The organism is Natrinema sp. SYSU A 869 (genome assembly GCF_019879105.1).
Taxonomy (GTDB): domain Archaea; phylum Halobacteriota; class Halobacteria; order Halobacteriales; family Natrialbaceae; genus Natrinema.
On record NZ_CP082249.1, the window covers coordinates 505,666 to 519,766 of the forward strand.

General features: G+C 58.7%; 7 protein-coding genes, 1 tRNA gene, 3 rRNA genes and 1 pseudogene. 4 read left to right on the top strand and 8 right to left on the bottom strand.

Annotated elements, in window-relative coordinates:
- Positions 1–83: 83 nt before the first annotated feature.
- Together K6I40_RS10620 and K6I40_RS10625 are read right to left on the bottom strand one after the other, a co-directional pair.
- Positions 84–668 (bottom strand): hypothetical protein, encoded by a 585-nt coding sequence (locus K6I40_RS10620; protein ID WP_222918975.1) that lies wholly within the window; start codon positions 666–668, stop codon positions 84–86.
- 2 nt (positions 669–670) lie between these two features.
- Positions 671–2,952 (bottom strand): annotated as a pseudogene (locus K6I40_RS10625) (DUF6789 family protein).
- Positions 2,953–3,172: 220 nt separating this feature from the next.
- On the opposite strand from K6I40_RS10625, the gene coxB reads away from it, so the two are divergent.
- A complete protein-coding gene (coxB, locus tag K6I40_RS10630) occupies positions 3,173–3,952 on the top strand; it encodes a cytochrome c oxidase subunit II (protein ID WP_222918976.1) in 780 nt (259 codons plus the stop codon).
- 1,128 nt (positions 3,953–5,080) lie between these two features.
- On the opposite strand, the gene rrf is transcribed toward coxB, so the two are convergent.
- The 5 genes from rrf to K6I40_RS10655 all read right to left on the bottom strand — a co-directional run bounded on the left by rrf (position 5,081) and on the right by K6I40_RS10655 (position 10,452).
- Positions 5,081–5,202 (bottom strand): 5S ribosomal RNA (gene rrf / locus K6I40_RS10635).
- Positions 5,203–5,329: 127 nt separating this feature from the next.
- Positions 5,330–8,250 (bottom strand): 23S ribosomal RNA (locus K6I40_RS10640).
- Positions 8,251–8,468: 218 nt separating this feature from the next.
- Positions 8,469–8,540: transfer RNA gene (locus K6I40_RS10645), tRNA-Ala, on the bottom strand.
- Between the two features lie 143 nt (positions 8,541–8,683).
- Positions 8,684–10,157: ribosomal RNA gene (locus tag K6I40_RS10650) — 16S ribosomal RNA — on the bottom strand.
- Together the 16S, 23S and 5S rRNA genes with 1 tRNA gene alongside form the textbook arrangement of a ribosomal RNA operon.
- A gap of 136 nt (positions 10,158–10,293) precedes the next feature.
- Entirely contained in the window at positions 10,294–10,452 is a 159-nt protein-coding gene (locus K6I40_RS10655) for a hypothetical protein (RefSeq protein WP_222918977.1), read from the bottom strand.
- A gap of 526 nt (positions 10,453–10,978) precedes the next feature.
- Here K6I40_RS10655 and K6I40_RS10660 point away from each other — a divergent pair.
- Positions 10,979–12,286: a hypothetical protein gene (locus K6I40_RS10660; RefSeq protein WP_255681960.1), complete on the top strand. Its 1,308-nt coding sequence runs from the start codon at positions 10,979–10,981 to the stop codon at positions 12,284–12,286.
- Between the two features lie 28 nt (positions 12,287–12,314).
- Here the strand turns inward: K6I40_RS10660 and K6I40_RS10665 are convergent, their stop codons facing one another.
- Positions 12,315–12,944 carry a metal-dependent hydrolase gene (locus K6I40_RS10665; RefSeq protein ID WP_222918978.1) on the bottom strand — a complete coding sequence of 210 codons (630 nt, stop codon included), beginning with the start codon at positions 12,942–12,944 and terminating at the stop codon, positions 12,315–12,317.
- A gap of 319 nt (positions 12,945–13,263) precedes the next feature.
- Between K6I40_RS10665 and K6I40_RS10670 the strand changes: the two genes are divergently transcribed.
- On the top strand, positions 13,264–13,569 hold the full coding sequence (locus K6I40_RS10670) for a hypothetical protein (protein ID WP_222918979.1): 306 nt from the start codon (positions 13,264–13,266) through the stop codon (positions 13,567–13,569).
- Complete coding sequence (locus tag K6I40_RS10675) at positions 13,566–14,075, top strand: hypothetical protein (protein WP_222918980.1); 510 nt, start codon at positions 13,566–13,568, stop codon at positions 14,073–14,075. The genes K6I40_RS10670 and K6I40_RS10675 overlap by 4 nt, the downstream gene beginning before the upstream one ends.
- Positions 14,076–14,101 lie beyond the last annotated feature (26 nt).

Genomic DNA, 14,101 nt, shown 5'->3' on the forward strand with positions numbered 1-14,101 from the left:
TCGGTCGCAGTCGGGTTTCTCTTTCAGTGGCGAGGACTGTCGGCCATCGCCAGCCGTCCGTGTCACCGCCTTTGAGCAGCCGATCAGTCCGTCCGATCGCGCCGCATCCGCTCTTCGAACCCCGCCATCTTCCGGTATATCGGCGGCGTCAGGACGCCGATGACACCCATGAGGATCGCGATCGCGCCGATCGGAAACAGCAACGGTGAAACCTCGAGACAGGAGTTCTGGGACGCAATCTGGACGTAGTAGCGTTCGCCCTCGTAGTCGACAACCGCCCCCTCGAGCAGCGCCTGTCTGTTCGCCATCTCGCCGTCAACTGTCGCCTCCTGAAGCGGGCTATCGATCGCCTCCTCAAGGGCCGCTCGCTCGGCCGACGAGAGCTCCGTGGCTGGCAGTGTCTCGACGGTCTCCGGTGGGGTCTCGCCCTCGGCGACGGGGTCGGCCGTGATACTGGGGTTCCCACAGAGTCCTATCCCGTCCTGAATGACGACGTAGCCGCCGGCGATCGCGAGGGGGAGGCCGACGGCGATCAGGAGGACGCCCAGAAAGGGCGCAGCGTAGGTCAACACTAGCGATTCGGACGACGTCGTCGGCTCGACCGGTCCCGTCTCGTCGGTCGCGGGCGGCTTGGTCGTATCGGGGGACGAATTGTCACCGGCGCTCATCGCTACTCGTCCTCCCCTGTCGACGGACGGCGTTGACGGCCACCGAGAAACGCGATCGCTCCCGCAAGTCCCAGTCCATAGATCCAGTGAGCGAGCAGGACGAACAACAGGTACGCGACCAACTCGAGGCCGGGTTGACCAGTGTAAAAGGCGAGCGCGAACCCCGAGGCGATGACCGTCGCATACCACAGCCCCGTTACGAGCGTGAGCTCGCCCGGCAAATACTCTCCCAATGACAGGAACAGAAGCGGCCAGACCGTCATTCCACCGACGACGAAGAGTCCGTACCCGAACGCGAGATTCGACGGCAACCCGACGAACGTCGCAAGGGTCGCGAACGACTCGAGGTTGAACACGCCGAGTGCCACTGCGACGAGAAGGACCCCCGTCATGAGCATCGTTCCGACGAACCCGCCGGCCGCACCGATACCGGCATCGTTCGCAACGGTTCGGGCAACCGGCTTGATCCGCCCGTAGATCGACAATGGTCGCTCGTCCTGTGCGGGCACGTACGACGGGCGGACTTTGTCTGGTTCGCTCGGTGGCACTCCGCGCTCGCGCTCGAGGCGGTCCTCAAACCACTGCCACTCGGGCGTGAACTGCTCGGTCGCTTTGAGTTCCCAGGGATCAGCGGTCTCGATCGGCGTCCCTTGGAAGTACGACCAGAGCATGTTATAGAGCCACATGAGAACGCTGAGCCCGATGATGAACGCACCGATGGTTGCGACGATCTGCAGCCCCGAGTACCCCGGCGGGTAGGTCGCGTACCGGCGGGGGAGCTCGAGGAACCCCAGCGCCATCAGCGTCATAAACGTGAGCGCGGAGCCGACGACCAGCAGCGATGACTGGAAAATCGCGAGCCGGCGATCGTACATCCGGCCGGTGAGCATGGGATACCAGTAGTAGCTGGCGGCGAACATCATGAGCGGGATGATCCCCATGAGGATGAGATGGAAGTGACCGACGACGTAGTAGGTCCCGTGATAGATGACGTCAACGGGGATGACGGCGAGGAAGATACCGGTGACGCCGCCGACGATGAACAGACCGATTGAGCCGATACAGAGGATCGTCGGCGCGGCGAGTCTCACATCACCGTTCCACATGGTGGTGATCCAATTGAATACCTTGATCGCGCTCGGGACGGCGATGGCGATCGAGGTAGCCATGAAACTCGCCCGGACGCGCGGGTCAATGCCGGTCACGAACATGTGGTGGGCCCAAACACCGAAGGAGAGGACGCCGATGGCGATCGTCGAGTAGACGATGAACTTGAATCCGAACAGCTTGCGGCCGACGAACTTCGGTAATATGAGGCTCATCAGCCCGGTCGCCGGCAGGAAGATGATATAGACCTCAGGATGCCCCAGAACCAGAGGAGGTGCTGCCAGAGGATCGGACCGCCGCCCTCGACCGCGAAGAACGTCGTCCCGAAGTTCCGATCGAACAGCAACATGAGCAAGGCAGTCCCGAGCAGGGGGAACGCAAAGACGATGATCGCGCTTGTGATGAGCATGTTCCACGAGAAGATGTCGAGGTTCGCCCAGCCGATTGACTCGTCTCGCTCATAGATGATCGTCGTAATGAAGTTAATCGCACCGATCGTGGTAGCGATGCCACTCAAGTGGAGTCCGAGCAAGAGAAAGTTCGTCTGCGGATTCGGTGCCAGCGATAAGGGCGGATACATCGTCCACCCGATCGCCGGCTCCTGAAACGCCAAGAGGACCGAAATCCAGTCCGTTGGAACGACGACTGCGAGCACCGCTCCCGTCACTTCAGCGACGATCCCCAATCGGGCGAGCAAGAGCGAGGGCGGCAACAGCCAGAACCCGATGGCATTGAGCCGCGGAAACGCCATGTCGTCGGCCCCGATCAATAGAGGCAGGAAGTAGTTCCCGATCCCGAAGAACACCGGGGTGACAAAGAAGATCAGCATCGTCAACCCGTGCATCGTGAACAGTTCGTTGTACGTCTGCTCGGTCCAGATGTTCGCCTCGGGTGTCAACAGATGCGTCCGGATCATCATCGCGTCAATCCCACCCCAGATTGCCGCGACGGTGCCGAACGCAATGTAGAGCAAACCGATTTCGCGGTGGTTCGTCGTCGTCGTCCAGCGGACAGCGGCCGCCTTCGCGTCCCCGAGACCGAGCCGTCGCTGACGCCCCGTCGCGTACCCCCCGTCCGGCGACGCCTCGGCTCGGAAGCGCTGGGCGAAGAGGACGACTAGCAGACAGCTCACGACGACGACACCGAACAGCGAAACCTCTGCAAGCGCACGGTTCATCGCCGCCTATCACCACCGGCTGATCGACCGCACTGCTCGTCGCCGTGCATAGCCGTTGGCTCACCATCGCACCCAATAAAGATGAATTGATAATTTCGTGAATATCTTCGTCCATGATGGGTCTACGCACGTCTATCTGTCGCCTATAATTGGTATGTAATCATGATATTCTACCAATCCATGAAGGCCGTATATCACGCCGGTCGTCGAATCGCCGCCAATGGGTAGCCGCCGACGCACGATCGTCGCACTCCTCGTCACGGCGCTCTCGAGTTTTCTCATACTGACCGGAACAGTCGCTGCACAGTCGGAAAACCGCGACCTCATCGACTCCCTCGAGTACCAACTCCTCTACGTCGCCCTGCCGCTGACCCTGTTCGTCCTCATGATCCTAATCTACGCGGCCGTGAAGTTCCACGACAACGATGATCCCCAACCGACTACGGAGGATCCCGCCCTCGAGATCACCTGGACCGCCGCGACGGCTATCATCCTGCTGTTCGTCGGGCTCTCGGGCTACAGCGTCCTCGTTAATCCCTACGTGTCGCCGTCGCAAGCACTCGAGGACGATGACCGCAGTCAGGAGGGATTCGACTCGTTCGAGGACCTCCCCGAAACCGACGACGAGGTGGTACACGTCCGCGGCTACCAGTGGGAGTGGCAGGCGACCTATCCCGGCACGAACGTAACGACGGAGAACGAGATCGTGATACCAGCCGACAAGGATGTCACGTTTTGGCTCACCAGTGATGACGTCATCCACTCGCTGTTCGTCCCGGATCTGGCTGTCAAACAGGACGCGTTCCCCGGTGACTACACCCGCGCTCGGACCATCGTCTCTGAACCCGGCCGTTACGACGCCGTCTGTTCCGAATTCTGTGGTGCCGGCCACTCACGGATGGACGCCACGGTCGTCGTCGTCGAACCCGAGACCTACGACCAGTGGCTCGAGGACAACGCGGGCAACGACAACGTCACCGCGGCACCGGAACCCGGATGATCACCGGCAATGTTCGATCAGTACTCGAGTCCGAGGCGTCCATCTCCCTGCGGCTACGGTCGACTGCGCGGCGAGGGCAAGCCTGCAAGAGTTAAACGGGTCCCGTTCCTAGGAACAGTGCGTGCCTTCAGTCCCCGTCCGAGCAAACCCATTCGGGTGCGATGACAGTACGGCGAACCCGGGCACGCGACAGTAGTACTTCGAGGAACTCCCACGAGTCCCTCCGCCCGGCACGAGGGTTAGCCAGCCGACGCGGCACGCCGCCACGGGATGAGGCTGGACGTTAGTGTTCCGGGTGACATTTTCATAGAGCGGCTATCCTCAAGGGTCGAGTTTGTGGATTCCCAAACACTCAAACCGAGAGACACGGACCACTCGGCCTCGAGAGAAGATCGACTACCATTATTGGTTGCTAGATCAGTTTCCAATCCTATCGAATACGGGCGGAATAGCTGCTGAGAGTTCACGTTTCCGTTTGTGACTTCGGAAACGATTGTCGGGAGGTACGGAGCGGTGTGATGAGTGAATCAACTCTCATCGTTCGTCGATTCCGTCAACGGATCACTATAGAGAAACGACTCAGTCGGATTACTACCTGTCAGGCCTACCGACTCGAGATCTCTCGCATGCTCGATAGTCACCCGTATCATATCGAAGTTTTCCCCACTAACGAAATCGCCACTTCGGTGATCGTACGTAATGATTCCGTGATCAGCGAGCCGCGGAAGGTGATTATGTATTAGTGATATTGTTATCGTCTCCTTCTCGTCTTCCGAAACTAACTCGATCGCTTTGTCCTGTTCCTCAGCAGCAATCTGAAGGGCTACCCCATCGATGTTCGCATGCTCACTGTCCAAAAGATAGTACAAAATATATCGGCGACGGGATTCCGAAAGGAGTTCGTAAATAGTGTCATGATCGAGATTTTCTACCCCTGTATCCATGATTTGGTCTTCCAGAGACAACTGGTTAAGACCCGCTCCAAAAATATTTGGTGTTGAGATGGCGACATTCTAGGGAGGCCGGTCTCTCCAAGCTATATAGTGAGTATAGTACTGCTTCTGAGGGGACGATATACGCAGAAAACCCCACACAGCACCGGCTGTGTGGGGTTGAAAGTAGTATGAGTGGTGGCGGCGAAACGAATTTCCCAGAGGCTCGCGCACTCCAGTACTCACCGTAACGCTGGCGAGCTTATCTTCCGTGTTCGGGATGGGTACGGGAGGTACCTCGCCGCTGTGGCCGCCCTAATGCCGATCAACGGGATCGAACCGTTGTCATGCCAATATCGGTGGCGTGTCTAACCGTATGTACGTGTAGTCCAGTTTACGTCCGGACCCGTTCTCGCGTCACGGATCCAATGCGATGTAATGTATGAATGTGTGGCTCGATCGATTAGTGCTCGCGGGCTCAACACCTCGTTGCCTTGGTGCGTACACCCCGAGTCTATCGAACTCGTCTTCTACGAGTGATCTCAATGGTATCTCTTTTCCAGGTGGGTTTCGAGCTTAGATGCGTTCAGCTCTTACCCCGTGGTGCGTCGCTGCCCAGCACGTGCCCTTCCGGACAGCTGGTACACGAGTGGCACCCATTCGTAGTTCCTCTCGTACTATACGAACGTTCCCGTCAGATACCGTAACACCCCCAATAGATAGCAGCCGACCTGTCTCACGACGGTCTAAACCCAGCTCACGACCTCCTTTAATAGGCGAACAACCTCACCCTTGCCCGCTTCTGCACGGGCAGGATGGAGGGAACCGACATCGAGGTAGCAAGCCACCCGGTCGATATGTGCTCTTGCGGGTGACGACTCTGTTATCCCTAAGGTAGCTTTTCTGTCAGCAATTGGCCGCATCAAGCAGCCTAATTGGTTCGCTAGACCACGCTTTCGCGTCAGCGTCGATCGTTGTGTTCGACACTGTCAGACTTCCTTTTGCTCTTGCGCTCTTCCCCGAGTCTCCGACTCGGGTGAGGAAATCTTGGGGCGCGCCCGATATCTTTTCAGGCGCGTACCGCCCCAGTCAAACTGCCCGGCTACCAGTGTCCTCCGCCAGGAGTGAGAGTCGCAGTCACCATCGGGTAGTATTTCAATGCTGGCTCGGTGAGCCGCTAGCGCGGCTACCTGTGTAATGCCTCCTACCTATGCTGCACAATGGCGACCACGTCTCAGTGACAGCCTGCAGTAAAGCTCTATAGGGTCTTCGCTTCCCCTTGGGGGTCTCCAGACTCCGCACTGGAACGTACAGTTCACCGGGCCCAACGTTGGGACAGTGGCGCTCTCGTTGATCCATTCATGCAAGCCGCTACTGAAGCGGCAAGGTACTACGCTACCTTAAGAGGGTCATAGTTACCCCCGCCGTTAACAGGTCCTTCGTCCCCTTGTACGGGGTGTTCAGATACCTGCACTGGGCAGGATTCAGTGACCGTACGAGTCCTTGCGGATTTGCGGTCACCTATGTTGTTACTAGACAGTCGGAGCGCCCGAGTCACTGCGACCTGCCTCTTCGCGAGGCAGGCATCCCTTATTGCGAACGTACGGGACTAACTTGCCGAATTCCCTAACGTCGGTTGATCCCGACAGACCTTGGCTTTCGCTGCCATGAGTACCTGTGTCGGATCTCGGTACGAACAGTGTGCTCGCCTTTTCACGGGCTCTAGGTTGGCCTGACTTGCGCGATCCTGCCATTCGTTCGCTTCGTGCCGTTACGGCTTCCACGAATTTCGACAGTTCGACTGGGCGAAGGCCCAGCTCAGGCGGCCCCAAAGCGTCGGCTTTGAGTGCACACTGGCATAGGAATATTAACCTATTTCCCTGTTGTCAGCTTCGACTTACGGGCTGACTTAGGACCGGCTAACCCTCAGCTGATAAGCATTGCTGAGGAACCCTTACTCGTTCGGCCGTCGGGGTTCTAACCCGACTAACGCTGCTACTATGACCAGGATTTTCGTTACTGAACGGTCCACACGAGTTCTCACCCGTGCTTCCACCCGAACAGAACGCCAACCTACAAGATTGCGGTTTGATCCGCACTGCTAGGTCTCGGTGGTAGACTTGAGCCCCGATCATTTTGGGCGCCTCAAACCTCGGCCGGTAAGCTGTTACGCTTTTCTTGGAGGGTAGCTGCTTCTAAGCTCACCTCCCGGCTGTCTAGGGCTTGAGACCACCTTCGATCGCACTTAGTCTACACTTGGGGACCTTAACCCAGCTCTGGGTTGTCTCCCTCACGGTACACAGGCTTACCCCGTGCACCGGACTCCCTGCGTCAAACGGCGTTTGTAGGTTCGGAGTTGGACAGGGGGGCGCACTCCTCTCGGAGTGCGGTCCCCCAATCCGTCGCTCTACCCCACAAACTACCTCGGCAGAGGTCATGCTTCGACATGTTTCGGTTGGAACCAGCTGTTTCCGGACTCGATGGGCCTTTCACCCCTAGACGTAAGTCACGAGAGGGTATTGTAGGACACCAACTCTAACAGACTTCCACGTGCCTTTCGGCACGCTTCATCTTGCTCACGCCTAGATCGTCCGGTTTCGGGTCGTGCCCGTTTGACTCCCCGCGCTTGAACACGGTGGTCCTGGTGCAAAGCACTGCGACCATATCGGTTTCCCTACGCCTTCCTCGATAAGCGAGTTAGACTCGTCAAACAGGCACACTCCCTGGTTCGTTTTTCAAAACGTACGACAGAACACCGGCTTCCCAAACTTCTTACTACAGGTTCGCACCTGATTCATTTTGTCCGGGACCTTGTATGCCCTGTCGCTCCATCGCCAACTGATTTCACGCCCTATTGCACCTCCCTTCGTGGGGTGCTTTTCAGCGTTCGCTCACGCTACTTGTTCGCTATCGGTCTTGAGGAGTGTTTAGTCTTCGCGGTCGATGCCCGCGATATTCACGAGGGATATCCAACCCCCGATACTCTGGAACTGACTCGTCTCTTACTTGTCGACAATACGGGACTGTCACCCTGTTTCGTGCTCTATTCCAAGAGACTTCCTGTCGACTTTCGGAGAGTGATCGTCAGCCCGAACACCACATTGCCCGTGAAGGCTTCAGTTTGGACTGTGTCGCGTTTATTCGCCATTACTAACGACATCGCGTTTGCTTTCTTTTCCTGTCGATACTAAGATGTTTCAATTCTCGACGTTCCCCATTGCGCGAAGCAATTGCGGTGGGGATTCCCATTCGGAAATCCTGAGTTCTTCGCCTCCGTGCGGCTCCCTCAGGCTTATCGCAGCTTGGCACGTCCTTCATCAGCTCTCAAGCCGAGCGATCCACCAGCTGGCACAGTAGCCACGTTCATCGGATCGGCGGTTGCAAAGCAACCACGTAGTGACCCGGGAACGGGTCCAGTGGACGCCTGGACTACACGTACACACGGTCTCATTTGCACGCCGTAGACGCGGCATGCATTAACCCTTCCCACCCGCGTTTACACGGGATGGTGCATCGGTTTCTTCGGATTAGACCAGAATCGTCTGCCCCACTTAAGGGGCACGATTCGGTCGTCTTCCGAGCCATGGACCCACAGGGATTCGAACCCTGGGCATCCTCCTTGCAAAGGAGGCACTCTACCACTGAGCTATGGGCCCACGTCCGCCCACGAAGGGCGGACAGAGCGTATCACGTTAGCCTCGGTAGTTCAAAGGTGCCCGATCGGCCATACGGTGGTCGATCGAACGTGGAACCGCAATCCGCTAAGGTGGGTCAGGCGCGACGGCCTGATCCCGATCTGTGGAGGTGATCCAGCCGCAGATTCCCCTACGGCTACCTTGTTACGACTTAAGCCCCCTTGCGGAGCCCAGATTCGACCAGCGTTGCGCTGGCCTCATCCGGACCCCACTCGGGTGCTTTGACGGGCGGTGTGTGCAAGGAGCAGGGACGTATTCACCGCGCCCTTCTGAGGCGCGATTACTACCGAATCCAGCTTCATGAGGGCGAGTTTCAGCCCTCAATCCGAACTACGACCAAGTTTCGGAGATTAGCGCCCCCTTTCGGGGTTGCATCCCACTGTCTTGGCCATTGTAGCCCGCGTGTCGCCCAGCACATTCGGGGCATACTGACCTACCGTTGCCCGTTCCTTCCTCCAGTTTGGCACTGGCAGTCCTCTTAATGTACCCAACCACCACAAGGGTGTTGCTGGCAATTAAGGGTGCGGGTCTCGCTCGTTGCCTGACTTAACAGGACGCCTCACGGTACGAGCTGACGGCGGCCATGCACCTCCTCTCAATGGCTCCAGTAAGATCATCAATCTGACCTTCACTGCACATTGTCGATGCTGGTGAGATGTCCGGCGTTGAGTCCAATTAAACCGCAGGCTCCTCCGGTTGTAGTGCTCCCCCGCCAATTCCTTTAAGTTTCATCCTTGCGGACGTACTTCCCAGGCGGTCTGCTTCACGGCTTCCCTACGACACAGCACAGGCTCGTAGCCTGTGCCACATCTAGCAGACATCGTTTACAGCTCGGACTACCCGGGTATCTAATCCGGTTCGTGACCCGAGCTTTCGTCCCTCACCGTCGGATCCGTCTTCCAGAGGCGCTTTCGCCACCGGTGGTCCGTCCAGGATTACGGGATTTCACTCCTACCCCGGACGTACCCCTCTGGTCTTCCGGTCCCAAGCCACACAGTTTCCACCGGACGCCTGCGCGTTAAGCGCGCAGATTTCCCGATAGACTTGCGTGGCCAGCTACGGACGCTTTAGGCCCAATAATAGCGGTCATCACTCGTGCTGCCGGTATTACCGCGGCGGCTGGCACCGGTCTTGCCCAGCACTTATTCTACTACCACCTTACGGTAGTGAAAAGCGAGGACTATATGCCCTCGCACTCGGAGTCCCCTTATCGCACTCGCGTGCAGTGTAAAGGTTTCGCGCCTGCTGCGCCCCGTAGGGCCCGGTATCTTGTCTCAGATACCGTCTCCGGGCTCTTGCTCTCACAACCCGTACCGATTATGGGCACGGTGGGCCGTTACCCCACCGTCTACCTAATCGGCCGCAGCCACATCCTATGGCGCCGTAGCGTTTCAAGTTCACACCACTCCAGGTGGTGAACTCTATTCCGAATTAGCCTCAGTTTCCCGAGGTTATTCGGATCCATAGGGTAGTTTGGCCACGTGTTACTGAGCTATCTGCTACGAGTCTGAACTCGTGCAACTAGCATGGCTAAATCGGACTCCAATAGCAATGACCTCCGGCAGGATCAACCGGAATGCTATATATGTACTCCCCATAGTGGGGAGGGTCTGTTGGCGGTGAATGTTGCAAACACACTCACACATAAATGGTCCACGTTCAATGACGCTGGTCGGATGACCAAGCGGGCGTCACCGAACTACCAAGGCTAACATCAGATCCCATCTGTACGGCGGACCGCAGGGGTAGGATCCTCATCTCCTTCGGATGTATTCGTACTCCCTCCGGGGTACATAACCCCTTCGGAGACGAACCATCCGAGATGACGGAGCGAGTTGAACGCCCCGTCGATCACGTCTTCTTTCGCGTTCATATCCAACTGCCCTCGTACATATAAGGGCATCGGATCACGTCCGCTCCGGGAATCGCATCCGGCGGGGACTTCCGCGTACTCTAAGAGACGCGCCCCGATTATATAAGGGCGTCGTATCGTAACGCCGGCGAGCGGCGTCAGTCGCGTTGAGTCCAAATGCCCTCGAGACGAAGCTACGGATCAATCCGCTGCTTCGAGAGGGTGGATATGATGCCTGCCTCCGTGCCGGGTCGCGGCCGGAGGGAACGTGGCGGCGAGCGCCACGTCGTTCGCATTACTGTCGAAAGCCGGGTGAACACATAAGGCCGTCGTCTCGGGCGTTCATTGCTCTATGTTGGGCATTCACGAGAAAGATACAGTCACCAGAAACAAGATCGAGCAGACGAAATACGACAGACGGCGGTCATCGGGACGAACACGCCACTCGAGGGTGGAAGCCATACAACGGGTTCGGTGATCGCACCCGGTTACGATCACCGACCTATGAAGCATGGTCCCTTTTGTCACCAGCCGTCGGACGAACGGTATGGACGGACAACAGGAGAGCGATGGGGGCGACTGTAGATCGACCCCGAGTACGGGCTCGACTGATCCGTTCGCTAGCGGCGTCGATCGACGACGACTCCTCGAGTCGTCTGCGACCGTGGGTGCGACGATCTCCGTGGCAGGCTATCTCTCTCAGGAGAGTACCGAGCGCGCGCCGACGATGTTCGTGTTCAACAACGGCGATCGGACGGTGAGCGTCATCGATACCGAGGCGGACGAACTCCTCGAGAGCCCCTTTCTTGATACGACAGCGTCGTTCCCCGCCAATCAGTACGGAACGAGTGCCGACTCGAGGTACGACGTACTCTGGCTCAACGTCACTGGCGGCGTCCGGGCGTTCGACCAACATACGCTCGAGGAGATCGGCAGCGTGGAGACGGGTTTTGGGCCGAATTATCCGAATCTGACGCCGGACGAGAAGCATTTGATAGTCGCTTCGGGTGGGACGACGACGCTCGAGCCCGATCCGGACGAGTCCGAGACGCACGCTATCGTCCGGATCGATGCCGACCGTGAGAGCGACGAGTTCGGGGAGGTGACCGGCGAGATCGAGACCGAATACACGGGGCCCTGCGACGCGACGCTCGGACCGGACGGTGAGTACGTCTTTGTGCCGGAAATCGCAAACGAGACGGTGGCCGTCGTTGACGTTGATCCGTTCGAGGTCGTCGCGCGGGCCGACGTCGGCGAGCCCGTCGATGACGGGAACGTCTTGCCGTTCATGGGGACGGCCTCGTTCGGGGGAGAGACTCTGGTCGTCGAAAACGGCGAAGGAGAGTTAGGATCCGATCCAGCGGTGCCACGTGAGGGATCGGAGAGCATCTGGGACATTTCGGACCCTACAGCGCCGGTCGAGCGGGAGCGTATCACGCGCGATGACGGATTACCGGCGGCCCCAATCACGAGCGAGATCGGTCCCGACGGGGAGGTAGCATACCTCTTCACGCCGGATGCGGCGGTCGTAACGGTGATCGACTGCGAGGCCGGAGCGGTTGACCGCGAACTCGACGTCGGCGGGCGGTCGATCTCGGGTGCGTGGGGGCCCTCTCGTGAGAAACTCTACGTCCCGGTACAGACGGCAAATCACGTTGCGGTGATCGACCACGCCAAGCGAGAGATCACGACGATGATCGATGCAGGCGAATCACCGACAGGTGCGGTCGCTGGAACCGTTCGTCCGAATACAGATATGAGCCAACGGTTCCTCGGCTCGCTCTCGACGCTCGGCATCGACGTCGGTGACCAGGAAATGGCATTCTGTCCAGACGGCAACTGTTACTGCGGCTGAGTATTAGGGCTGAGGAACGACCAGTTATTCATCGTCGGTTCGTTTCGTTCTGACTCGAGGCGGTATCCCGCCCCAGAATTGCAGTGACTGTTCGGGCGCTCGCCTGCAGGCACTCCCGGAGGACGGGAGCGCCGTCGAGAAGCCAGACGAGCATCGCGAGTCCGGCGAGTCCGACTTGTATCCAGAGGTACGTCGAGAGGTCACCGGCGAGGATGGTCCTCGAGTAGCGACCGATCAGCATGGAAAATACCTCGAGGACATCGGGTCCGGGTGGATGGCCCTCGACTGGTGCGATAGGCCAGAGCATGATCTCGATGAGGAAGGAACCTTGTCGAAATACGGAATCGACGACATCGGCGAAGGGATGCGACAGGTAGCCGAGTCCGAACGCGAGGCCGGCCAGCGGTCGATCGGCTATGCGTGCGACCGTTCCGACGAAGATCGCCAGCGGCACTGCGAAAAAGATCGAGTGGCCGATCCCGTAGCCGACATCGAAGACGCCGTAGTTCCACGCGAGGGGTTTGTCGATCAGGTCCGGGAGGACCGACGCGAAGACGACGGCGAAGGCATCGAGTCCGCCGGGCGAATCACGAACGACGACGTGACAGAGCAGTGAATACAAGAGATAGGCGACGATCGCGTGTTCCCATGGCCACATACGACGGTGGTGCAGTGGGCGCAGAATAGTTATGCAGCGCTTGCCGACGCTGAATGATGGAGGGAGCCCGTTCTTGAGACCCGTATCAGCGCGAAAATTTATCAGTAGGCTGTTATGCGCAGGAAACATCGGATTACGGACGACGGACATCGGGCAAATCCGAACGGTTACGGCGATAATCAAGACGCTGGCGACGGTGTTGTGACCGACCGCCGGCTCGGTAACGAACGGGCTCGATATCGTCTCGGAATCGGGAGCATGCGTGCGCCGGTCAGAGACATGGTTTAGGGGACGAGTATTGGCCCGGAGCAGACGGATCGTGAAAACCGCCAGTTCGCGCGTGTCGACGAAGACGGCGTGGCGCGAGGCACGGATCGACGACCTGCTCAAGCTCATCGAGCTAACAGACGTCGCGGATGAGACCGCCGACGACTTCTCCGGCGGGATGAAAAAGTGCCTCAACGCAGCGACCGTACTCATCCATCGGCCGTCGCTGGTCTTCCCCAACGAGGGGATGACCGTCTTTCTGACGACCCAGAACCTCGAGGAGGCCAACCAGCTGTCGACCGTCTGTCGGTCATTCAGAACGGTGACGTCGTCGCGGAGGGCACGCCCGACGCGTTGAAACGTCGCGGCGGCAAGATCCATACCGTCGAACTGGGGACGCTGACGAGAGTGAACCAGCCGTCTCGATCGCATGCGAGGGGGCTGTTCGCGGACGGCACGGTGATCGAGCTGAGCGAGTTAGGACTGACGATGACTTCGAGTAGCGGGCGGGCGCTCGGAAGGGGCTTGCTGGTCGCCCTTTGCGACGCCGGCATCGGCGTCGTGGGAGTCGATGTCCGAACACCGACGCCCGATGGCGTGTTTCTCACGGTAACCGACGAGTGGAACGGCGACGCTTCGGGGGCTGGAAACGAGCCGGCACCGACTGACGCCGTCCGGTCCGGGACGGTCAGTGATGGTGGCTGTGACTCGAGCAAGCGGTCACCGAGCGGTAACGGTGATCAAACGGAGAACGAGGTGGACCAATCAGCACGCCGAGCGTCTGTCATTGAGATCGCTCGAGTATCCGAGCCGCCAGTACCGACCGATGGTGAGGGGCCCGATGATCGGGTGAACGTGACGTAACCGACATAATTTAGCGACCGCGGTCG

What these genes read in the sequence shown, in the direction of transcription:
- K6I40_RS10620 (WP_222918975.1), bottom strand. Translation starts at nt 668, where the DNA reads ATGAGCGCCGGTGACAATTCGTCCCCCGATACGACCAAGCCGCCCGCG.
- coxB (WP_222918976.1), top strand. Translation starts at nt 3,173, where the DNA reads ATGGGTAGCCGCCGACGCACGATCGTCGCACTCCTCGTCACGGCGCTC.
- K6I40_RS10655 (WP_222918977.1), bottom strand. Translation starts at nt 10,452, where the DNA reads ATGAACGCGAAAGAAGACGTGATCGACGGGGCGTTCAACTCGCTCCGT.
- K6I40_RS10660 (WP_255681960.1), top strand. Translation starts at nt 10,979, where the DNA reads ATGGACGGACAACAGGAGAGCGATGGGGGCGACTGTAGATCGACCCCG.
- K6I40_RS10665 (WP_222918978.1), bottom strand. Translation starts at nt 12,944, where the DNA reads ATGTGGCCATGGGAACACGCGATCGTCGCCTATCTCTTGTATTCACTG.